The organism is Kitasatospora sp. NBC_00458 (assembly GCF_036013975.1).
Lineage (GTDB): Bacteria > Actinomycetota > Actinomycetes > Streptomycetales > Streptomycetaceae > Kitasatospora.
Genome location: NZ_CP107904.1, coordinates 6,519,247 through 6,541,532, shown reverse-complemented (window position 1 = coordinate 6,541,532; position 22,286 = coordinate 6,519,247). Strand labels below are relative to the sequence as shown.

Annotated in this window: 16 protein-coding genes; 10 read left to right on the top strand and 6 right to left on the bottom strand. The window is 73.4% G+C overall.

Annotated features, from left to right (window positions below):
• Nucleotides 1-156: 156 nt before the first annotated feature.
• Complete coding sequence (locus OG550_RS27360; RefSeq protein WP_327681913.1) at nt 157-1,644, bottom strand: S8 family peptidase; 1,488 nt, start codon at nt 1,642-1,644, stop codon at nt 157-159.
• A gap of 302 nt (nt 1,645-1,946) precedes the next feature.
• Between OG550_RS27360 and OG550_RS27355 the strand changes: the two genes are divergently transcribed.
• Nucleotides 1,947-2,789, top strand: coding sequence for a hypothetical protein (locus OG550_RS27355; protein WP_327681910.1), 843 nt, complete (start codon nt 1,947-1,949; stop codon nt 2,787-2,789).
• Between the two features lie 3 nt (nt 2,790-2,792).
• Here the strand turns inward: OG550_RS27355 and OG550_RS27350 are convergent, their stop codons facing one another.
• Both OG550_RS27350 and OG550_RS27345 read right to left on the bottom strand, forming a co-directional pair.
• On the bottom strand, nt 2,793-3,914 hold the full coding sequence (locus tag OG550_RS27350) for an amidohydrolase family protein (RefSeq protein ID WP_327681908.1): 1,122 nt from the start codon (nt 3,912-3,914) through the stop codon (nt 2,793-2,795).
• A gap of 183 nt (nt 3,915-4,097) precedes the next feature.
• A complete protein-coding gene (locus tag OG550_RS27345; RefSeq protein ID WP_327681906.1) occupies nt 4,098-5,564 on the bottom strand; it encodes a glutamine synthetase family protein in 1,467 nt (488 codons plus the stop codon).
• 616 nt (nt 5,565-6,180) lie between these two features.
• Between OG550_RS27345 and OG550_RS27340 the strand changes: the two genes are divergently transcribed.
• The 9 genes from OG550_RS27340 (at nt 6,181) to OG550_RS27300 (ending at nt 17,702) form a co-directional block, all read left to right on the top strand.
• Nucleotides 6,181-7,956: a 3-hydroxyacyl-CoA dehydrogenase family protein gene (locus tag OG550_RS27340; protein WP_327681903.1), complete on the top strand. Its 1,776-nt coding sequence runs from the start codon at nt 6,181-6,183 to the stop codon at nt 7,954-7,956.
• A 176-nt stretch (nt 7,957-8,132) separates the two neighbouring features.
• Nucleotides 8,133-9,041: a TetR family transcriptional regulator gene (locus OG550_RS27335; RefSeq protein WP_327681901.1), complete on the top strand. Its 909-nt coding sequence runs from the start codon at nt 8,133-8,135 to the stop codon at nt 9,039-9,041.
• Nucleotides 9,042-9,400: 359 nt separating this feature from the next.
• Nucleotides 9,401-10,738 carry a crotonyl-CoA carboxylase/reductase gene (gene ccrA / locus OG550_RS27330; protein ID WP_327681899.1) on the top strand — a complete coding sequence of 446 codons (1,338 nt, stop codon included), beginning with the start codon at nt 9,401-9,403 and terminating at the stop codon, nt 10,736-10,738.
• Complete coding sequence (locus OG550_RS27325; RefSeq protein WP_327681897.1) at nt 10,738-12,795, top strand: protein meaA; 2,058 nt, start codon at nt 10,738-10,740, stop codon at nt 12,793-12,795. The genes ccrA and OG550_RS27325 overlap by 1 nt, the downstream gene beginning before the upstream one ends.
• Before the next feature lie 25 nt (nt 12,796-12,820).
• Nucleotides 12,821-13,807: an HpcH/HpaI aldolase/citrate lyase family protein gene (locus OG550_RS27320; RefSeq protein ID WP_327681895.1), complete on the top strand. Its 987-nt coding sequence runs from the start codon at nt 12,821-12,823 to the stop codon at nt 13,805-13,807.
• 22 nt (nt 13,808-13,829) lie between these two features.
• Nucleotides 13,830-14,333 (top strand): MaoC family dehydratase, encoded by a 504-nt coding sequence (locus OG550_RS27315; RefSeq protein WP_327681893.1) that lies wholly within the window; start codon nt 13,830-13,832, stop codon nt 14,331-14,333.
• Nucleotides 14,334-14,475: 142 nt separating this feature from the next.
• Entirely contained in the window at nt 14,476-15,678 is a 1,203-nt protein-coding gene (locus OG550_RS27310) for an acyl-CoA dehydrogenase family protein (protein WP_327681890.1), read from the top strand.
• Nucleotides 15,679-16,144: 466 nt separating this feature from the next.
• The gene (locus OG550_RS27305) at nt 16,145-16,837 is read left to right on the top strand and encodes a phosphatidylserine decarboxylase (protein WP_327681889.1); all 693 of its coding nucleotides are present in this window, start codon (nt 16,145-16,147) and stop codon (nt 16,835-16,837) included.
• Nucleotides 16,824-17,702: a CDP-alcohol phosphatidyltransferase family protein gene (locus OG550_RS27300; protein ID WP_442906081.1), complete on the top strand. Its 879-nt coding sequence runs from the start codon at nt 16,824-16,826 to the stop codon at nt 17,700-17,702. Before OG550_RS27305 ends, OG550_RS27300 begins: the two co-directional genes overlap by 14 nt.
• A 91-nt stretch (nt 17,703-17,793) precedes the next feature.
• On the opposite strand, the gene OG550_RS27295 is transcribed toward OG550_RS27300, so the two are convergent.
• The 3 genes from OG550_RS27295 to OG550_RS27285 all read right to left on the bottom strand — a co-directional run bounded on the left by OG550_RS27295 (nt 17,794) and on the right by OG550_RS27285 (nt 22,179).
• The gene (locus OG550_RS27295; RefSeq protein WP_442906122.1) at nt 17,794-19,029 is read right to left on the bottom strand and encodes an IS30 family transposase; all 1,236 of its coding nucleotides are present in this window, start codon (nt 19,027-19,029) and stop codon (nt 17,794-17,796) included.
• A gap of 289 nt (nt 19,030-19,318) precedes the next feature.
• Complete coding sequence (locus OG550_RS27290) at nt 19,319-20,854, bottom strand: hypothetical protein (protein ID WP_442906080.1); 1,536 nt, start codon at nt 20,852-20,854, stop codon at nt 19,319-19,321.
• A 209-nt stretch (nt 20,855-21,063) separates the two neighbouring features.
• Nucleotides 21,064-22,179 carry an alpha/beta hydrolase family protein gene (locus OG550_RS27285; protein WP_327681885.1) on the bottom strand — a complete coding sequence of 372 codons (1,116 nt, stop codon included), beginning with the start codon at nt 22,177-22,179 and terminating at the stop codon, nt 21,064-21,066.
• Nucleotides 22,180-22,286: the final 107 nt, after the last annotated feature.

Here is a 22,286-nt window from a genome sequence, read left to right as displayed (position 1 = left end):
TCGAACGGCTGGCGATCGGACGGCGGGCCGGCGGTCGGACGGCGGGCCCGCGCAGGACGCCCCGGCCCGACGGACGGGGCCGGACACGCGGAACGGGGGCGGGACTCGCGTCCCGCCCCCGTCGTGGGTTCAGCGGCCGATCAGCGTGTCAGCTGCTCAGCGCCACCACTGGACCGCCTTCTCGGCGTTGATGATGCCGGCGCCGTAGAAGCCGTTGTCGTCCACGCCGCCCTCACAGGTGGCGGCGAACTCGCCGGCGCCGCCCGGGTTGTACGGGCCGGACGGGCAGGCGTGCGACTCGGCCTGGTTGGTGAGCAGCTCGGTCAGCTCCTCCGGGCTCGCCCACGGGAAGGTGCTCGCCAGCAGGGCGAGGACACCCGCGGCGTGCGGGGAGGCCATCGAGGTGCCCTGCATGTAGCCGTACCCGCCACCCGGGATGGTGGACAGCACGCGGCCGTTCTTGTCCGGGGTGTCCGGGATCTGGTACCGGCGGTCGCCACCGGGGGCGGCGACGGTCACCTTGTTCTTGCCGTAGCTGGAGTAGTACGACTTGTCGCCGTTGACGCCCACCGAGGACACCGAGACGACGCCGTCCAGCTCGGTCGGCAGGTTGAGGCAGTTCTGGTTGATCGGGCGCTCACCCGGCGTGGTGTCGTCCGGGCTGGCGACGTCCTTGGTCTTGTGGGCGAGGTCGATGTTCTCGTTGCCCGCGGCGGCGACGTTGAGGACGCCCTTGCGCTGCGAGAACTCGACGGCGCGGCGGACGGCGGTGGTGATCGCCGCCTGGTCCGCGTCCTCCTGGCAGTTGAACATCCACGGGTCGACGAAGTAGCTGTTGTTCGTGACCTCGAACTTGTGCTCACCGGCCCAGACGAAGCCGCAGATGGCGTACTCCGGGTAGATGAAGCCGCCGTCGTCGACGACCTTGACCGCGGCCAGCTTGACGTTCGGGGCGATGCCCTCGATGCCCTTGCCGTTCTTGGCGGCGGCGATGGTGCCGGCCACGTGGGTGCCGTGGGCGCCGTCCACACCGGGCTGCCAGGCGTCCCAGGCGGTGTTCGGCTTGCCGCCGTCGATGCAGGAGACCGACTTGGAGGCGTCGACGTTGGCCGCGAGGTCCTCGTGGGTGCCGTCGATGCCGGAGTCCAGGACGCCCACGGTGACGTTGCGGCTGCCGAGCGACAGCTTGTGGGCCTTGTCGACACCGATCTGACGCATGTCCCACTGGTTGGCCCAGTAGGGCTCCTCGCCGGCGGCGGGGGCGGCGGACGGGGCCGCGGCGACCTCGGCGGTCCGGTCCTCGGAGGCCGTGATGCCCTTGGTGCGGCTCGCACCGACCGACTCGACGCCCTTGGCCTTGCGCAGCTTGGCGGCGAACTGGGTGTCGGTCGAGCGGGCGATCACCACGCCGATCTGCTCGTAGGAGTACACCACGGTGCCGCCGAGGCCCTTGACGGCGCTCTCGACCTTCTGCACCTGGCCGTGGTTGGCCTTGGTGTTGACGACGTAGCTGAGCAGCGGACCGGTCGTCGACTCCGCACCGGCGGCGAAGGCGGTGCCGGCCGGCAGCGCGAGGGCGCCGGCGGTGGCGAGGACGACGCCCACCGCCGCGAACCGGGTCCGGCTGATCCGAGGAACACTCATAGGGGTTGGCCCTCCCGAGTCGTCATGCAACTGCGTGTGGCAGGTGCACTGGAATGATCGGGACGCTAGTGAACATGTGTCGCAATCCGCAAGGGGTAGTCATCTAATCGACACCGTTCGGCCACTTCTGAAGGCGGCACTTCCGAGGAAACCGGCACTTCACCAATCCATACGGTGAATGGACGCCCTTCGCCGAGGGGGGCGGGCGGCGGTCGATTCGGCCCGAACGACCATCAGAGCCCGGCGCGGACTGGCATGATCAACTCGTACTGACGTGCCATCACGGGGGGACCACTTCAGCCATGTCCAGCAGATCCAGGGCAGCCACCGCCACCGCGGGCGCCCTCCTCGCCCTGAGCACCGCGTGCGCGTCCTCGACGACCTCGGCGACCGCTCCGTCCGCCGCCGCCGTGGAGACCGCCGCACCCGCCCCCGCCGCACCCGCCCCGACGGCGCCCGCGTCGACGGCGCCCGCCCCGACGGCGCCCGCTTCGGCCGCACCCGGCGCGACGACCCCGCCGGCCGTTGCCGCCCCGGCCGCGCCCTCGTCGACGGCACCCGCCGTGACCGCCCCTCCGGCCGAGGCGCCTCGGCCCGCCGGGGACCGGGCACCGGGGTGCCGGACCGACGACGGCAACCAGGAGCGGCTGGAGCGGACCCCGCCCGGGACGGAGTTCAAGCCGCTCGGCTCGCTGCAGGTACCCACCTCCCGCACCGCCGGGCCGCTGATCCGCGAGGGCGGCCACTGGCACTGCTTCGCCCGCACCCCCGAGGGCGCCGCGCGGGCCGCCGCCGTGTTCGCCGCCATCGACACCGGCCACGAGGACTGGGAGGTCGCCGCCCGGGCCCAGATCCACCCGCCGAGCGCCGCCAAGAGCTACGCCGACAAGCGGCTCAAGGACCCGATCAACCCGGAGGGCGTCGGCGAGGTCAAGGTCGCCGCGTTCTCGGTGATGACCTACACGCCTGAGCAGTCCCACGTGATGCTGCTGGTGCGCTTCCCCGGCGGGCTGCCCGCCATGTACGGGGCGGTGCAGGTGGACCTGCGCTGGGTCGACGGCGACTGGCGGATGGACGTCGAGAAGCAGGGGATGCCCGAGCTCCGCCCCTTCGGGAACGACATGGCCAACCTCACGCCCTGGTAGCCGTCAGAGCCCGTACAGCCGACCGGCGTTCCCGGCGGCCACCTGCCGGGCGAGGCGCTCCGCGTCGGCCGCCGTACAGGCGCCGTCGGCCCGCCAGCCGTCCAGCAGGGTGCCCAGGCCGTGCCGGAACTGGGCCGCGCCGACCAGGTACAGCTCCGGCAGGCCGTAGGCGTCCGTGGAGAACAGCAGTTTGCCGAACGGCGCCAGCTCCAGCATCTCGCCGAGCACCGCCGCCACCCGGGGGCCGGTGTAGGAGGCGGACAACCCGAGATCGGTGTGGACGAGGGGGAAGACGTGCGACAGCCAAGCCGCCTGCCGGTGGTACGGATAGCCGTGCAGCAGGACCAGCGGGACGCCCGACGGCTCGGCGGCCCGGACGAAGCCGGCCAGCAGCGACGGGTCGGCCCGGTGCAGGGTGAGGTCCGGGTCGCCGAAGCCCGTGTGGAACTGGAGCGGCAGGCGGCCGAGTTCGGCGCAGACGTCCAGGGCCGTCCAGAGCAGGTGGTGCAGCAGCACCGGGTCGGAAAGCCGCCCGCCCCCGGTGCGCAGCCGCTCCCCCGCGGCGGCCGTCACCGCGGCCGGGCCGGGGCGCTCGGCGGGCACCGCCAGGCCGGTCCGGTAGGCCACCACCGACTTGACCGCGACCGCCTCGGAGGCGGCGGCGGCCAGCGCCTCGCGCACCGCCCGGGACCAGTCGCCGGCCGGGGCGTCGACCCCCTCGGCGACCCGCTCCAGCCGGACCACCTCGCGTACGCGGGCGCCGGAGGCCTCGGCGAACCCGGCGAGCGGCAGCAGCGGACGGCCCGCGGCGGCGGTCAGGCCGGTGTCGACCAGGCAGGTGCCGATCCCGGCCGCCGCCAGCAGGCGGCGGGTCGCCTCCGGGGCGCCGAGCTCACGGCGCCGGGCCAGGTACTCGGCGGCCGGGGCGTGCGCGGGCAGGCCGAGCGCGGGTGGGCACCAGCGGCGGACGGCGAGGCCGAGCGCACTGTCGAACGGCGAGGTGCCCGGCGCGGGCGGTCGGTCGGACTCGGTGAGCAGCCCCGCCAGCTCGTCGTCGTCGAGGTCGACCGCCAGCACGCTGTGGCAGTGGTGGTCGACCAGGGCGGGGAGGTCGGACGGGAGCACCGGTCAGCACCCCCGCCGCCGCGGCCGGCAGGCGGCACCGGTGCGGCGCAGGCCCCCGGCCCGCGGAGCGACCGGCAGCACGCCACGGCTCCGCCCGCCGGTCCCGGGGCGGACCGCCCCGGCAGCCGGCGCGCCGCTGCGACGGCGGCCGGGCAGGGCGGGGGCGTCCGGCGGGGGCACCGGTCAGTACCGCCAGCGGGTGGCCGCCACCAGCTGCTCGGGGGTGGCGTCGGCGAACTGCTCGCCCTCGGCCCGGCGGACGGCCAGGACGGCCTCGTACAGCGGCTCGCCGAGCGCCTCGCGGAGCAGCGCCGAGCGCTGGTACGCGGCGAGCGCCGCGGCCGGGGCGCTCGGCAGCCGGGGGACGCTGCCGGGCTCGGCCTGCGCCGGGTCGCCGGTGGACTCCGGTGGCAGCGCGAGCCCGCGGTCGAGCCCGGCGAGGCCCGCGGCGAGCACCCCGCCGACCGCCAGGTAGGGGTTGGCGGTGGCGTCGAAGCACTTGACCTCGGCGTTGGCGGCGGTGGAGCGCTCGCCGGTGGAGCCGGTGACCAGCCGGAGCGCGGCCTCCCGGTTCTCCAGCCCCCAGCACTGGTAGGCGCCGGCCCAGTGGGAGGGGACCAGCCGGAGGTAGCCGGCCGGGCTGGAGGAGCCGAGCACCAGCAGCTCGGGCAGCGCGCCGAGCACGCCGGCCAGGAAGCCCTCGGCCTCGGCGGTCAGCCCGTGCGGGCCGGGGCCGCCGCGGGCGAGGTTCCGGCCGTCGCGCCAGAGGCTGAGGTGGAGGTGGCCGCCGTTGCCGACCGAGCCGGCCACGACCACCGGGGCGAAGGAGACCCGCAGTCCGTGCCGGGCGGAGACGGCGCGGACGGTCTGCCGGACCAGCACCGAGGTGTCGGCGGCCTCGACCGGGCCCTCGGGGGCGACCGAGACCTCGAACTGGCCCGCCGCGTACTCGGGGTGGATCTGGAGCACGCTCAGCCCCTGGCCGGCGAGCGCGCGGAGCAGGTCGCGCAGGTACCCGGAGAGGTCGGTGAGCCGCTGCATGCCGTAGGCGGGGCCGGCCGTCGGGAAGCGGGGCTCCTCCTCCGCGGGGCCGTCCAGCGCGACCACCCACTCGACCTCGATCCCGGCCTTCAGGCCCAGCCCGCGCTCGGCCGCCGCCGCGACCATCCGGCGGGCGAAGAGCCGCTGGCAGCCCGGGTGCGGGGCGCCGCCCTGGGTGTACCGGTCGCCCGGCGCCCAGGCCCAGCCGGGCTGGGCGGCCAGCGGGACGAGCCGGTCGACGTCGGGGTAGAGCCTGAGGTCGCCGGTGGGGCCGCCGGCCAGCGGGCTGGAGACGATGGTGTCGTCGGCCAGGAAGACGTCGAAGCACGGCGCCGTGCCGACCCCCCACTGCGCCGCGTGCACCAGCCCGGTCAGCGGCACGGCCTTGACCCGGGCGATGCCCGCGTTGTCCACCCAGGTGACGGCCACCGCCTCGACGCCGGCGGCGCCGAGCCGCTCGGCGGCGGCCCGGGCCCGCTCGCCGCGCTCCGCCCGGTCGGCCCGCGGCGGCAGTGTGACGCCCGCCGGGCGGCCGGCCTCCTCGGCGGCGGCGGCCGCCCGCTCGGCGGAGGACTCGCCACGCCCCGTGGCCACGGTTCCGGTGCTCATGTCCCCATGCTCCCCGGCCGGGCCGGCCCGCGTAACTCCCCTATCGAGTGGTCCGAACGGACGTCCGTCCACTCCGTCACCCGTTCCAGCGACGTGAATCCCGGCCCCGGCGGTGCGCGTCCCGGACCGCGGCACCCGGAGGATCCGGTCCGCCCGGTCCGGGTGGCGGATCCCCTCCGGCGCGCCCCCGGAGCCCCGTGGCGTGCGGACGGCTTCGGATCCGTCGCCCCCACCCCCTTCCTACCTGCTAGTAGCTTCGCTACAGTGTCGGCACGCACCACCGCCGGGCTTCGGGAGCCGCACCGGCGGGGGGTGCCGACCGTCGTGCGGGACCGCACGGAGCGGTCGGCGCCCGGACTGTGTGTTCACCCACCGGTCGTTTCCGCGGATCGCGGACGAAGACCGGGGTTTCTCTCTTCTTCGCCTCCCTGCTTCAGAGTCGCTTCCTTCACCCCGAGCGCCTGAGTACCACGGCACACCCGCAGCACCGCCGGAGCGGACCGGCGGCTGCGCGGTGGCCGCAACCGTCTTCTCCCCCGCCCCGCGCACGGACCCTCCTCCGTCGGCGCGTCCGCCGGAGCGCGCGCGGGCCACCCATGACAAGGAGTCAGGACAGATGGAGCGTCCCTTTCCCACGGTCGCCGTGGTCGGCCTCGGCACGATGGGTGCCGGCGTCGCGGTGGCGGTCGCCAGGAGCGGCCGCCGGGTGATCGGCATCGAGGCCGGCGAGGAGCAGGCCGCCCGGGCCCTGGCCCGGATCGAGGAGGCCACCGCGTACGCGGTGACCCGCGAGCGGCTCACCTCCGACGAGCGCACCGCGCTGCTCGCCCTGATCTCGGTGGGCCACGCGCTGGAGGCGGCCGCCGGGGCCGACCTGGTGATCGAGGAGGTGCCCGAGCAGCTGGAGCTGAAGCGGGAGCTCTTCGCCGAGCTGGACCGGATATGCCCGCCGGACACGGTGCTGGCCACCGGCACCACCGCGCTCTCGGTGACCCGGATCGCCGCCGCCACCGCCCGCCCGGAGCGGGTGCTCGGCCTGCACTTCTTCAACCCGGTGCACACCATGAAGCTGGTCGAGGTGGTCCGCACCGTGCTGACCGACCCCCGGATCGCCGAGGACGCCGCCGCCCTCGCCCGGGACCTCGGCAAGGAGCCGGTGGCCGCCGGCGACCGGGCCGGCTTCGTGGTCAACGGCCTGCTCTTCGCGTACCTGAACCAGGCCGCCGCGATGTACGAGTCCAAGTACGCCACCCGGGAGGACATCGACGCCGCGATGCGGCTCGGCTGCGGCCTGCCGATGGGCCCACTGGCCCTGCTCGACCTGATCGGCGTGGACACCGCCCGGACCGTCCTGGAGGCCATGTACGAGCAGTCCCGGGACCGGCTGCACGCGCCCGCGCCGATCCTCGGCCAGCTGGTCTCGGCCGGACTCCTGGGCCGCAAGAGCGGTCGCGGCTTCTACACCTACGAGGCCCCCGGTTCGTCCCGGGCGGTCGACGCGGCCACCGGACCGGCGCAGCCCGCGGTGCCGGGCCGGGAGGTGCGCACGGTCGGCGTCTGCGGCTCGGGCACCATGGCCACCGGCATCGCCGAGGTGTTCGCCAAGGCCGGGTACCCGGTGCTGCTGGCGGCCCGCAGCCAGGAGAAGGCGGAGAAGGCCAAGGCGCAGCTGGCGCGGTCGCTGGAGCGCTCGGTGACCCGGGGCCGGCTGAGCACGGAGCAGCGGGACGCGGCGCTCGCGCTGGTCACGCCGGTCGACCGGTACGGCGAGCTGGCCGAGGTCGACCTGGTGGTCGAGGCGGTGGCCGAGGACCTGGCGGTCAAGCGCGAGCTGTTCGCCACCCTGGACAAGGTCGTCAGGCCGGGCGCGGTGCTCGCCACCACCACCTCCTCGCTGCCGGTGATCAGCTGCGCCACGGCCACCTCGCGGCCGCAGGACGTGGTCGGGATGCACTTCTTCAACCCGGCGCCGGCGATGAGGCTGGTCGAGGTGGTGTCGACGGTGCTGACCGCGCCGGACGTCACGGCGACCGTGCTGGAGCTGTGCGCGAAGGTGCGCAAGCACCCGGTGGAGTGCGGGGACCGGGCCGGGTTCATCGTGAACGCGCTGCTCTTCCCGTACCTGAACGACGCGGTGCGGATGCTGCAGGAGCACTACGCGACGGTGGACGACATCGACACCGCGATGAAGCTGGGCTGCGGCTACCCGATGGGCCCGTTCGAGCTGCTGGACGTGGTCGGCCTGGACGTGTCGCTGACCATCGAGCAGGTGCTGCACCAGGAGTTCCGCGAGCCGGGCCTGGCGGCGGCGCCGCTGCTGGAGCACCTCGTGGCGGCCGGCTGCCTGGGCCGCAAGACCGGCCGCGGCTTCCGCGACCACGCGCGCCGGTGACCACGCAACCGTCCTACGGGCAACCCGGCCAGCCGCCGCCCGGACCGGACCGGTCGGCCCGGACACCGGGTGCGGTGTCCGCCCGCTGGCCCAGACCGGCGGTGACCGGCCCGGTCGCGCCGGTGCGCCGGGGAAGGCCCGCTGCCCCGGCCCCCGGGACGTGTAGCGTTCCGGCCATGGATCGGGTTCAGTCAGTCTCGCCGCAGCAGTCCGTCCTCCCGCGCGACGCCCGTTCGGCCGGTCAGGCGGGCCAGGAGGGCGGCCCGGGCAACCGCCGCGCGGCGGCCCAGCGGCAGCAGATGCGCCAGGACCTGGCCACCGCCGCCATGGAGCTGTTCGCCTCCCAGGGGTACGAGGAGACCACGGTCGACCAGATCGCCGCGGCCGCCGGGGTGGCCCGGCGGACCTTCTTCCGGTACTTCCGGTCCAAGGAGGAGGCGATCTTCCCGGACCACGACGACACCCTGGTCCGGGTGGCCGACCTGCTGGCCAGCGCCGAGCCGGAGGAGCACCCGCTGGACGTGGTCTGCCGGGGCATCAAGGAGGTGCTGCGGATGTACGCCTCCACGCCCGCGGTCTCGGTGGCCCGGTACCAGTTGATCCGTCAGGTGCCGGCGCTGCGCGAGCGGGAGATCGCGGTGGTGGCCCGGTACGAGCGGCTGTTCACCCGCTACCTGCTGGGCCGGTTCGACACGGGCCAGGAGATCCCGACGGGCTGGCAGCGCGGCGGCGAGGACGACTCGATGCTGGCCGAGGTGTCGGCGGCGGCGGTCGTCGCGGCGCACAACCACGTGCTGCGGCGCTGGCTGCGGGCCGGCGGCCGGGGGGACGTGGAGGCGCAGCTGGACCACTCCTTCGAGGTGATCCGGCGGACCTTCTGGGCCGCCAGCGAGCCGGGGGTGCGCCGGCGCGGGACGCTGGTGGCACCCGGTGCCAGCGGGGCGGTGCCGGAGGCGGTGGCCGCCAGCACCCTGAGTGCCAGCCCCGGAGGTGAGGTACTCATCACAGTGGCCCGCACCGATGCCCCGCTGGACGTGGTGGTGGACTCGATCAGAGCCGCCCTGGAGGCCGTCAATCGGCCTTGAGGGCTTGGGTTTCCGCAGGCCACGGTGGATTCGAGGGCCCGCACCGGAGTGCCGGTGCGGGCCCTTTCCGCGCCCGCGCGAGGCCCCCCGGGAGGGGTCCGGCCCAGCGGAATGATGACACCCGGTGTCTTTACGAGTGGCACAGGGTGCCACTACCTTGTTACCCACCAGTCGCGGCGCCGCGGCTCCCACCTCGGCGCGCCGTCGTACCGGCGCCCCCACACCCCGGGGGCGACGCCCTGCGTGCCAGGCCCATCAGCCACGTCCCACCCACCATCCGTCCCAGCGAAGCCGGTGTCCGCTCCCGGCTCCCCCAGACGCCCTGTGCCCCTCACACAGGTACGCCTTCGGAGGCAGCCATGAAGGAAATCCTCGACGCGATCCTCAGCTCCGACAGCACCCCGGCGGACTTCGCCGCGCTGAAGCTGCCGGAGTCCTACCGGGCCGTGACGCTCCACAAGGACGAGGAGCAGATGTTCGCCGGCCTCGACAGCCGCGACAAGGACCCCCGGAAGTCCCTCCACCTCGACGACGTCGCCCTGCCCGAGCTCGGGCCGGGCGAGGCGCTGGTCGCCGTCATGGCGAGCGCGGTGAACTACAACACGGTGTGGAGCTCGATCTACGAGCCGGTCTCCACCTTCGGGTTCCTGGAGCGCTACGGCCGACTGTCGCCGCTCGCCAAGCGCCACGACCTGCCGTACCACGTGCTCGGCTCGGACCTCGCGGGGGTGGTGCTGCGCACCGGTGCCGGGGTCAACGCCTGGAAGCCCGGCGACGAGGTCGTCGCGCACTGCCTCTCGGTCGAGCTGGAGTCCTCGGACGGCCACAACGACACGATGATGGACCCGGAGCAGCGGATCTGGGGCTTCGAGACCAACTTCGGCGGCCTGGCCCAGCTGGCCCTGGTGAAGACCAACCAGCTGATGCCCAAGCCCGCCCACCTGACCTGGGAGGAGGCCGCCTCCCCCGGCCTGGTCAACTCCACCGCCTACCGCCAGCTGGTCTCGCAGAACGGCGCGGGCATGAAGCAGGGCGACAACGTGCTGATCTGGGGCGCCAGCGGCGGCCTCGGCTCGTACGCCACCCAGTACGCGCTGGCCGGCGGCGCCACCCCGATCTGCGTGGTCTCCAGCGACCAGAAGGCCGACATCTGCCGGGCGATGGGCGCCGAGGCGATCATCGACCGCTCCGCCGAGGGCTACCGGTTCTGGAAGGACGAGCACACCCAGGACCAGCGCGAGTGGAAGCGCCTGGGCTCGCGGATCCGCGAGCTGACCGGCGGCGAGGACGTGGACATCGTCTTCGAGCACCCGGGCCGCGAGACCTTCGGCGCCTCGGTGTACGTCACCCGCAAGGGCGGCACCATCGTCACCTGCGCCTCGACCTCCGGTTACATGCACCAGTACGACAATCGCTACCTGTGGATGTCGCTCAAGCGGATCGTCGGCTCGCACTTCGCCAACTACCGGGAGGCCTGGGAGGCCAACCGCCTGGTGGCCAAGGGCAGGATCCACCCGACCCTCTCCAAGGTGTACTCCCTGGAGCAGACCGGCCAGGCCGCCCTCGACGTCCACCAGAACAAGCACCAGGGCAAGGTCGGCGTGCTCTGCCTGGCCCCGCAGGAGGGCCTGGGCGTGCGCAACGGCGAACTGCGCGAGAAGCACCTGCCGGCCATCAACCGCTTCCGGAACGTCTGATGACGGGCCGCACCGGCGTGCCGGCGCCGGACGGGCGCGTGCAGCGCGACCGGCCCTGGCTGATGCGCACCTACGCCGGCCACTCGACCGCGAGCGACTCCAACGCGCTCTACCGGAAGAACCTCGCCAAGGGGCAGACCGGCCTCTCCGTCGCCTTCGACCTGCCGACCCAGACCGGCTACGACTCCGACCACATCCTCGCCCGCGGCGAGGTCGGCCGGGTCGGCGTGCCGGTGGGCCACGTCGGCGACATGCGCACCCTGTTCGACGGCATCCCGCTCGAACAGACCAACACCTCGATGACGATCAACGCCACCGCGATGTGGCTGCTGGCGCTCTACCAGGTGGTCGCCGAGGAGCAGGGCGCCGACATCGCCAGGCTCACCGGCACCACCCAGAACGACATCGTCAAGGAGTACCTGTCGCGCGGGACGCACGTCTTCCCGCCCGGGCCCTCGGTGCGCCTGATCACCGACATGATCGCCTACACGGTCGGGAACATCCCGAAGTGGAACCCGATCAACATCTGCAGCTACCACCTCCAGGAGGCCGGGGCCACCCCGGTCCAGGAGATCGCCTACGCGATGTGCACGGCGATCGAGGTGCTGGACGCCGTCCGCGACTCCGGCCAGGTGCCGGCCGAGCGGATGGGCGAGGTGGTCGCCCGGATCTCCTTCTTCGTGAACGCCGGCGTGCGGTTCGTCGAGGAGATGTGCAAGATGCGCGCCTTCGGCCGGCTCTGGGAGAAGGTCACCCGGGAGCGGTACGGGATCGAGGACGCCAAGCAGCGCCGGTTCCGCTACGGCGTCCAGGTCAACTCGCTCGGCCTGACCGAGGCCCAGCCGGAGAACAACGTCCAGCGGATCGTGCTGGAGATGCTCGCCGTCACGCTCTCCAAGGACGCCCGCGCCCGCGCCGTCCAGCTGCCCGCCTGGAACGAGGCGCTCGGCCTGCCCCGCCCCTGGGACCAGCAGTGGTCGCTGCGGATCCAGCAGGTGCTCGCCTACGAGTCCGACCTGCTGGAGTACGGGGACATCTTCAACGGCTCCGAGGTCATCGAGGCCAAGACCGCCGAGCTGCTGGCCGGCGCCGAGGCCGAGATCGCCAAGGTGCTGGAGATGGGCGGGGTCATCCCGGCCGTCGAGTCCGGCTACCTCAAGTCCAACCTGGTCGCCTCGCACGCCGCCCGCCGGGCCCGGATCGAGTCCGGCGAGGACCGGATCATCGGGGTGAACTGCTTCGACACCACCGAGGAGAGCCCGCTCACGGCCGACCTCGACACCGCGATCATGGTCGTCGACCCGGCCTCCGAGCAGTCCGTGCTGACCGCCCTGGAGGCCTGGCGCGGGCAGCGCGACGAGCCCGCGGCGCTGCGCGCGCTGGAGGAGCTCAAGGCGGTCGCCGCGACCGACGCCAACCTGATGCCGGCCACCCTGGCCTGCGCCCGCGCCGGCGTCACCACCGGCGAGTGGGCCTTCGCCCTGCGCGAGGTCTTCGGCGAGTACCGCGCCCCCACCGGCGTCGGCGGCGCCCCGGTCGCGGTGGCCGCCGAGCCCGGCGGCGAACTGGCCGCGGTCCGCGAGGCGGTCGCCGCGACCGCCGCCGAGCTGGGCACCGGCAAGCTGCGCCTGCTGGTCGGCAAGCCCGGCCTGGACGGGCACTCCAACGGCGCCGAGCAGATCGCCGTCCGGGCCCGCGACGCCGGGTTCGAGGTGGTCTACCAGGGCATCCGGCTGACCCCGGAGCAGATCGTCTCGGCGGCCGTCGCCGAGGACGTGCACTGCGTGGGCCTGTCGATCCTCTCCGGCGCCCACTCCGAGCTGGTGCCCGACGTCCTGCACCGGCTCCGCCGGGCCGGGGTGGAGGATGTCCCGGTGATCGTGGGTGGCATCATCCCGGCAGCGGACGGCGAGGCCCTCAAGGCCGCCGGCGTCGCCGCCGTGTTCACCCCGAAGGACTTCGGCATCACGACCATCATCGGCCGGATCGTGGACGAGATCCGGCTGGCCAACAGGCTCCAGCCCTGGACGTCCTGCACCGCCGCGTCCAGCAGCTGACCCCGGAAGGAACCGACCACCCGTCATGAGCAACTCCCACCCGTCTCCCGCCGCGCCCCTCGACCGGCTGCGCCCGCGCCGCTCCTGCCTGGCCGTGCCCGGCTCCAACCCGCGGTTCCTGGAGAAGGCCCAGGGCCTCGACGCCGACCAGGTCTTCCTCGACCTGGAGGACGCCTGCGCCCCGCTGGTCAAGGAGAGCGCGCGGCACTCCATCGTCGACGCCCTGAACAACGGCGACTGGGGCAAGAAGACCAGGGTCGTCCGGGTCAACGACTGGACCACCCACTGGACCTACCGCGACGTGATCACCGTGGTCGAGGGCGCGGGCCCCAACCTCGACTGCATCATGCTGCCGAAGGTCCAGGACGCCGAGCAGGTCCGGGCGCTCGACCTGCTGCTCACCCAGATCGAGAAGACCATGGGCTTCGAGGTCGGCCGGATCGGCATCGAGGCGCAGATCGAGAACGCCAAGGGCCTGATCAACGTCGACACGATCGCCCAGGCCTCGCCCCGGCTGGAGACCATCATCTTCGGCCCGGCCGACTTCATGGCCTCGATCAACATGAAGTCCCTGGTGGTCGGCGAGCAGCCGCCCGGCTACCCGGCCGACGCCTACCACTACATCCTGATGCGCATCCTGATGGCCGCGCGCGCCAACGACCTCCAGGCGATCGACGGCCCGTACCTGCAGATCCGCAACCAGGAGGGCTACCGCGAGGTGGCCGGCCGCGCCGCCGCGCTCGGCTTCGACGGCAAGTGGGTGCTCCACCCGGACCAGGTCGCCGCCGCGAACGAGATCTTCTCGCCCTCGCAGGAGGACTACGACCACGCCGAGCTGATCCTCGACGCCTACGACTGGTGCACCTCCGAGGCGGGCGGCGCCAAGGGCTCCGCGATGCTCGGCGACGAGATGATCGACGAGGCCAGCCGCAAGATGGCGCTGGTCATCGCCGGCAAGGGCCGCGCCGCGGGCTTCAGGCGCACCTCCAAGTTCGAGCCCCCGCAGGCCTGAGACCGGTAAGGAAGCATCGATCATGCAGTTCGGACGCACCTACGAGGAGTTCGAGGTCGGGGCGGTCTACAAGCACTGGCCCGGCAAGACGGTCACCGAGTACGACGACCACCTCTTCTGCCTCCTCACCATGAACCACCACCCGCTCCACATGGACGCGAACTACGCGGAGCGGACGACCGACTTCGGCCGCAACGTCGTGGTGGGCAACTACGTCTACTCGCTGCTGCTGGGCATGTCCGTCCCGGACGTCTCCGGCAAGGCGATCGCCAACCTGGAGGTCGAGTCGCTGCGGCACATCGCGCCGACCTTCCACGGCGACACGATCTACGGCGAGACGACCGTGCTCGACAAGTGGCCGTCCAAGTCCAAGGACGACCGCGGCATCGTGTACGTCGAGACCAAGGGCTACAAGCAGGACGGCACGGTCGTCTGCGTCTTCCGCCGCAAGGTGATGGTGCCGACCGCGACGTACACCGACGCGCGCGGCGGCGAGCAGCCCGGCCGTCCCACCCCCCTGGCCTGACCCCGCCCCCAGGACCCCGGACGGGCCGGCCGCCGTCATCGGCCGTTGCCCCACCCGGTACACGGGGGCTCCGCGGAAGCCACGCCCGCGGAGCCCCCGTACCCCCACCCCCTTCTTCCTCAGGCATGACAGGAGCCGCACGATGGGACGCCTCGCACAGACCGACGGCCTCACCGAGATCCAGCGGGACATCCTCGCCACCGTGCGGGATTTCGTCGACAAGGAGATCATCCCGGTCGCGACCGAGCTGGAGCACCGGGACGAGTACCCGACCGCCATCGTGGAGGGCATGAAGCAGCTCGGGCTCTTCGGCCTGACCATCCCCGAGGAGTACGGGGGCCTCGGCGAGTCGCTGCTCACCTACGCCCTGGTGGTCGAGGAGATCGCCCGCGGCTGGATGTCGGTGTCCGGCATCGTCAACACCCACTTCATCGTGGCGCACATGATCAACGCGCACGGCACCCAGGAGCAGAAGGACCACTTCCTGCCGAGGATGGCGGCCGGCGAGATCCGCGGCGCCTTCTCGATGTCCGAGCCGGGCCTCGGCTCCGACGTCGCCGCGATCTCCACCAAGGGCGTGCGGGACGGCGACCACTACGTCCTCAACGGCCAGAAGATGTGGCTGACCAACGGCGGCACCTCCACCCTGGTCGCGGTGCTCTGCAAGACCGACGAGGGCGGCTCCACCCCGTACAAGAACATGACCACCTTCCTGGTCGAGAAGACGGCGGGCTTCGGCCCGAACCCGACCGTCCCCGGCCTCACCGTGCCCGGGAAGATCGAGAAGATGGGCTACAAGGGCGTCGACACCACCGAGCTGGTGCTCCAGGACGTCCGGATCCCGGCCGACCGGGTCCTCGGCGGCGTCCCCGGCAAGGGCTTCTACCAGATGATGGACGGCGTCGAGGTCGGCCGGGTCAACGTGGCCGCGCGCGGCTGCGGCGTCGCCCGGCGCGCCTTCGAGCTCGGCATCTCCTACGCCCAGCAGCGGACCACCTTCGGCAAGAAGATCGCCGAGCACCAGGCGATCCAGTTCAAGCTCGCCGAGATGGCCACCAAGGTCGAGGCCGCGCACCAGATGATGGTGATGGCCGCCCGCAAGAAGGACGGCGGCGAGCGCAACGACCTGGAGGCCGGGATGGCCAAGTACCTCGCCTCCGAGTACTGCAAGGAGGTCGTCGAGGACGCCTTCCGCATCCACGGCGGCTACGGCTTCTCCAAGGAGTACGAGATCGAGCGGCTCTACCGGGAGGCCCCGATGCTGCTGATCGGTGAAGGTACTGCGGAGATCCAGAAGATGATCGTCGGACGCCGGCTGCTGGAGGAGTACCGCATCGCGGAGTGATCCGACCGATCCCGTCGCACCCGACCCGTGCCGCGCGACCTGCGGCAGGGCGGGTCGGCGGTCCGGTGACGGCCGGTCGACGGGCGTGCGGGCCCGTCCCGGCACCGGGCCGTGCGGGGGTCCCGGGCCTGGTCCGCCCGGGGCCTGCACGGCCCCCTGAGCGGCCGCGGGGCGTACAGGTGCTGTCACGCGCCCCGCGGCCGCTCCGGCATGCCCGTCCGGGCGGACCTCTGAGACAAGTGTCACCAGCTCTGCCAGGTCCCTTGGGAACCGGACGGGGTCGAGCTACGGTCGTATACACAGAGGCGCACCGGCGCCGCTGGCAGGACACATGAACGAGCAGGCGGGTTGCCCACCCACCGTGTGCTCCCGATAGCATCCACCGGGACAGCAGACGTCCCTCTCTTACCCGATCCCGCGGTGGCCCCCGTCCAGCGGCCATGATCCCCCGCGACAAAGGTCTTCGATGCCCATCAGCCCGTCCCCTCACACCTCCGTCACGGACCGCGATGCCCTCGCAGCCCCGGCGGCCGGTCGGCGACCCCGCGTGACCGTCGCGCGCGGAGCCACCCCCTGGTTCGTCCCCACCCTCGCCACGGCCGCCGTGACCACCGCCCTCACCCGGCGCAGCGGCAAGTGGGCCCTGGCGGCGGTGCCCGCCTGTGCGCTCGGCGCCGGCATGCTGTGGTTCTTCCGCGACCCCGAGCGTGAGATCGGCCCGGGCAGAGTGATCTCCCCCGCCGACGGCGTGGTCCAGAGCATCGACGCGTGGCCGGACGGCCGCACCCGCGTCGCGATCTTCATGAGCCCGCTCAACGTCCACGTCAACCGGGCGCCGCTGCCCGGCTCGGTGACGTCCGTGGAGCACGTGCCCGGCGGCTTCGTGCCCGCCTTCAACAAGGACAGCGACCAGAACGAGCGGGTCGTCTGGCACTTCGACACCGAGCTCGGCGACATCGAGATGGTGCAGATCGCGGGGGCCGTGGCCCGTCGCATCGTGCCGTACGTCGACGCCGGTACCAAGGTCGAGCAGGGCGAGCGGATCGGTCTGATCCGCTTCGGCTCCCGGGTCGACACCTACCTGCCGGCCGGCGTCGAGGTCGGCGTCGAGGTCGGCCAGAAGACCACAGCCGGGGTGACGCGCCTTGACCGTGACTGATCCTGAGACGATCGTCGGCCTGGAGGACGAGGAGACGGCCCTGCGCCGCCGCCGCTGGGCGCGTGACCGCGAGCTGCGTGCTCCGCGTTCGCCGCAGCACCTCTCCACCGCCGACTTCCTGACCCTGGGGAACGCCGTCTGCGGCTTCCTGGCGATCTACTCGATCACCACCGGGGTCCTCGTCCCGCACATCACCAACCCGGACGCCGCTCCGGACAAGCACAGCGCCGCCACCGCGGTGACGCTGCTGCTGATCGGCTCGATGTGCGACCTCTTCGACGGGCTGGTGGCGCGCAAGCTGCGCTCCTCCGCCCTCGGGGCGGAGCTCGACAACCTCGCCGACCTGATCAGCTTCGGCATCGCGCCGGCCTACTTCGTCGCGGTCTGGGGCATGGTCTCGCCGGGCTCCGACAGCCGGCTCTCGGCACTGATCGCGCTGACGGTCCTGCTGTCGGTGGTGCTGCGGCTGGCCCGCTTCTCGGCCGTGAAGATGCGGCCGGGGGTCTTCCAGGGCATGCCCTGCCCGATGGGCGCGATGACGGTGATCGCCATCGTGCTGCTCGACCCGCCGTTCCTGCCGGGTCTGCTGGCCATCGCGGGCACCGCGTACCTGATGATGAGCCGGATCGAGTACCCGAAGCCGCAGGGGCTGCTCGCCACCGCGACGCTCTGCTGGATCGTGCTCTCCATCGGCTGCCTGGCGGCCTGGGCGACCGGCCTGAAGGGCGGCGACTACCTGCTGCACATCGGCGCCTACGGCCAGATCGCGCTGGCCGCGATGGCCCCGCTGCTGGTCATCCGCCGCAAGGTGGGCCAGAAGGTCGGGGACGTGCGGGCCCGCCGCGCGGAGTCCCGGATCGGCTGACGGTCCGCCCCGGCGGCACGAGCACACGGCATGCGGAAGGGCCCGGTTCCCCCAGCTTGGGTTCAAGGGGTCGTCGCAACACCACTTGGTTTTAGGTGGTGAGTAGATCACGTAGACGCTCGGCTGGGGTATCCCAGCCGAGCGTCTTGCGTGGGCGGCCGTTGAGTTCTTGGGCGACGTGTTCGAGGTCTTCGGGGCTGTGCGGGCTGAGGTCGGTTCCCTTCGGGAAGTACTGCCGCAGGAGCCCGTTCGTGTTCTCGTTCGAACCGCGTTGCCAGGGTGAGGCGGGGTCGCAGAAGTAGACGGGCATGCCGGTGGCCATGGTGAACTGCCTGTGGCGTGCCATCTCGCTGCCCTGGTCCCAGGTGAGGGAGCCGCGCAGGTGGGCGGGCAGGGTCTGGATGGTGCGGACGAGGCCGTCGCGGACGGTCTCGGCGTCGTGGGCACCGCCCGGCAGGTGGACCAGCATGGTGTAACGGGTGCTGCGCTCGACCAGGGTGGCGATCGCGGAGCGGCCGCCCGCGCCGATGATCAGGTCCCCTTCCCAGTGACCGGGCACGGCCCGGTCCTCGACGTCGGCGGGTCGGTCGCTGATCATCACCATCGGGTCGATGAACCGCGGGGTGCGCCGCTCGGGGTCGCGGCGGGGTTTGCGGCGGGTCCGGCCGGAGCGGACGGCTGCCTGTACTTCCCGTTTCAGGCCGCCACGGGCCTGGAAGTACAGCGCCTGGTAGATCGTTTCCACGCTCACCCGCATGCTCTCGTCGTCGGGATGCTCCGTCGGTAGAGCGTGGCAGATCTGTTCCGGTGACCACCGGACGCGCAGTCTGTCCTGCACGAAGCCGCGCAGTCGTCCCTCGCGCAGCAGCTTGCGCTCCTTGGGCCGGGGCCTGCGTGCGGCGGCCGCCCGGTGGGCCGCGTAGGGCTGGTATCCCTTGCTGCCCGAGTTCGCGTCGATCTCCCGCTTGACCGTGCTCGCCGGCCGCCCCAGGGCACGTCCGATCGCCCGCAACGACTGACCGAGTGCCTGGAGATCCCGTATCCGTTCGCGCTCGGCCAGTGTCAGGAACCTCGGGTGCAGTTGCTGTTCCAGGGCCGTCAGGCCCACTGGTGCCGTGGTCACACCGCACATCGTGACGGTCCCGGTGGCGTAGTCGACACGGCGGCCGTCGGGATAGGTCCGCGTCATGGCACTCTTCTTGACGCCCTGGTCCCAGTCCCTGGCCGTGCGCTCGCTCACACCGACCCGCCGGGCCGCCTCCTGACGCGCGACACCCCCGGCCCGGAGCCGCTCGTACTCGTCGCGCCCGGGGTGCCGCCGTGGCAGGCGCACCGAGCTCTGTCCGGCCTTCCGGGCCCAGCCGAAGGCGGTGTTCCGGTTCATCCCCAGCTCACGCGCCACCACGGTCACGTTCCCCACGGCATCCAGCCGCGCAAGGAAACGCTCCCTCAACCCCGAAAGATCATCGCGTCCAACGCCCACGGTCCCCGCAACTCCCATCGATCACGGGTGTTGCGAGGACCGTTAGAACCCAAGCAGGGGATCCGGGCCCTTCGCCGTGCGTGCCGCGCGTTGCCGGGCGGGTGCCCCCGGAGGGGCGGGGTGGGGCGGGTGCTCAGGCGCCGCCGCGGTGGACGCTGAACGCCGAGCGGCGGGCCGCCCGGGCCACGCCCGGGTCCGGGTGGACCCCGGAGACGGCGGTCAGCACCGAGGCCGCCCGGGGGTGGCCGGACTGCCGGGCGCGGGCGAACAGCCGCACCGGGTCGCCGGCCGAGGCCCCCTCGACGTGGCCGACCAGCAGCTCCGTCTCCCCGTGGTCCAGGACGGCGGCGGCGGTGTCCACCCAGAGCCAGGCGGCGTCCTCCGCGCCCAGCACGTCGGCCGGGGAGACCCCCTCGTCCGAGCGCTCGGCCAGCCAGAGCAGCGCGTAGGGGCGCAGCACCGGCTCGTCGACGGCGGCCCGGACGGCCTGCTCGGCGGTGGAGCCGGCCACCCGCAGCGCCTCGAAGGCCAGGCCGCGCAGCAGCGCGTCCTCGCCCTGCGCGGCCTCCAGGAGTTCGGCCACCGCCCGGTCGGCCGGGCGGGCGGCCACCCAGGCCCGGTACTCGGCGCGGGCCGGGCCCGGCGAGTAGTCGGCGCAGGCGCTCAGCAGCTCCGTCGCGCTCTGCTCGATGTGGCCGGCGGCGGTCTGCGCGACGGTGCAGATCTCCTCCAGCTTGGCCCGCACCGCCCAGTGCCCGAGCGGCGACAGTTCGGCGGCGTTGTCCCGGCGGACCAGCGCGCCGACGGCGGCCAGGCCGTCCAGCATCCAGTCGAGGACGGCGGCCACGTCGGCGGGCGAGGCCGGGGTGTCGATCTGGGGCTCGCGGCAGGTGCCGCGGACCGCCGAGATCGCCGAGGCCGCGTGCGGGACGGGCGAGAGGCCGAAGGTGGCCTCGCCGCCGCCGACCCGGCGCTCGTCCAGGCCCCGGCGGAGCAGCTCCAGCAGCTCCACGTCGGCGACCGGGCCGTCCACCAGGTGCAGGAAGGAGAGCAGTTGCGGGGCCTGGTCGACGGCCTGCCCGGCGAGCAGCGCGAAGACGCCGCGCAGGGCGGCGGGCGGCACCGGGGCGAGCAGGGTCCAGGCGTCGAACAGCGCCGACCAGCCGCGGACCACGGCCTCGTCGTCGTGCTCCCAGGCGTGCAGGCGCCAGCCCGGCACGGAGCCGCCGTCCCGGGCCTCGACCAGGCCGACCAGCAGGGCCTGGCCCCACGCCTTGGCGGCGGCGCCCACCGTCATGGCGAGGGCGAGGCCGGCGGCGCGGGCGTCGTCGGGCAGCAGCTCGCCGCGCTTGTCGACCTCGTCGAGGTCGCCGGCCCAGCGGGCGATCCGGACGGCGTCGACCAGCATGCGGCGGGCCAGCGGGGCGAGTTCGGCGGGAGCGGGGAAGCCCTCCGGCACGGGGACCCGGCCGCGGCCGGGTGCGGGGGCGGGGCCTCGTCGGCGGGGTACGCCGGGGGTTGTGCCCGGCCTGGCGCCGGCGGGGCGGTGGGCGGTTCCCGGGAGACGGGTCACCGTCGCACCGGTACCGATCGTCGGCGGGAGCGGGGCATCACGGTCGCGCGGGTTCCGAGACGTCACGTCGAGCAGTCTTCCCCTTGTACCGGCCATCTGTCACATCCGGTTGCACGCGCGGGCCGGGCGGCGGGCGCGGGGCCTCCACAAGATCGGGCAACAGAGGCCAAACCGACTGGCTTGATCTTAGTGGCGGGTCCATGCCAGGTGAGCGCCGGGGAGGGGAGCGAGGGGAAGCGGGGCGGAAGCGGGAAGGGAGCCTGCCGCGGCGACCGGCGGGACGCCGCGGCCCGGACGGGGCGGGCTCAGAGGAAAGGGGTGAGCCAGCGGCGGAGCGTCTCCTCGTAGCGGTCCGGGTCGGTGTTCCAGAGAGCGGCGTGGTCACCACCGGGGAAGGCCTGGAGGCTGACCACGTCCGGGCGGAGCCCGGCGAGCCGCTCGGCGGCGCGGAACGGCGCCACCGGGTCGTCCGGGCCGTGCAGCACCAGGGTGGGGACGCGCAGGTCGGTGCCCTCCGCGAGGCGCGCGAAGTCGGCCAGATCCACTCCGGTCCGCCCCTCGGCGGCGAGCGCGCCCAGTTCGGCGGCCGCACCCCGGTAGCCGGCCCGGGCCGCGCTGCGCCGCGCGCCGGCCGGCCAGTCCAGCACCGGCGAGTCCAGGACCAGGCTGCTGATCGAGGACGCCCAGCCGGAACGGGCGGCGGTCTGCAGCACCGTCGTGGCGCCGAGCGACCAGCCGTACAGGATCACCTGGCCCGCCCCGCTGTCCAGGGCCCGCCGGACCGCCGCCTCGACGTCCCGCCACTCGGTCTCGCCGAAGTGGCCCAGGCCGTCCGGGGAAGCCGGCGCGCCCTCGTCTCCGCGGTAGTCGACCACGAGCACCGGGAGGCCCAGTCGCTGCAGCAGCGGGAGCACCGCGAGGCCCTGCTGCCGGTCGGCGCCGGGGCCGTGCACCAGGATCACCCACGTCCCCCGCTTGCCGTCCAGCCGCCAGGCGGGCAGCGCGCCCAGCTCGCCCTCGACGGCGGTCGCGGTGAACGGCAGGCCGAGCGCGGTCGTCGGGTCGCCGGTGTGGACCCGGGGGGTGAAGCGGACCTCGGTGCCGGCCGCCAGGGTGCCCCGGTCGGCGCGGAGCAGCCGGCGGGTGACGCCCTTCCCGTCGCGGTGCAGGACCTCGCCGACCACCGCGTGCCCGTCCTCGCCCCACTCGACGGCCCACCGGCCCGGCCGCCCGGCCGCCGGGCCCGGGGTGAAGGTGACCCGCCCGGCGCCGAGGGCCAGCACCTGCACCGGGCCGGACCGCGCCCGGACGGCGGCGGCCGGGTGCACCAGCCGCTCGGACGCCCGGCGGCCGATCACCAGCACGGCCGCCCCGGTACCGACGGCGGCTGCGGCCACGGTGGCCGCGATTCCCCAACGCATACTCGCTCCCCGCAGTTAAGTCCCGCAGTTAAGTCCCGGTGCCGGCCGGTGTTCTGGCCCCAGTCCACTAGCGGCGGCGGCCGGTGGCCAGTAGGACACGGCCGTCC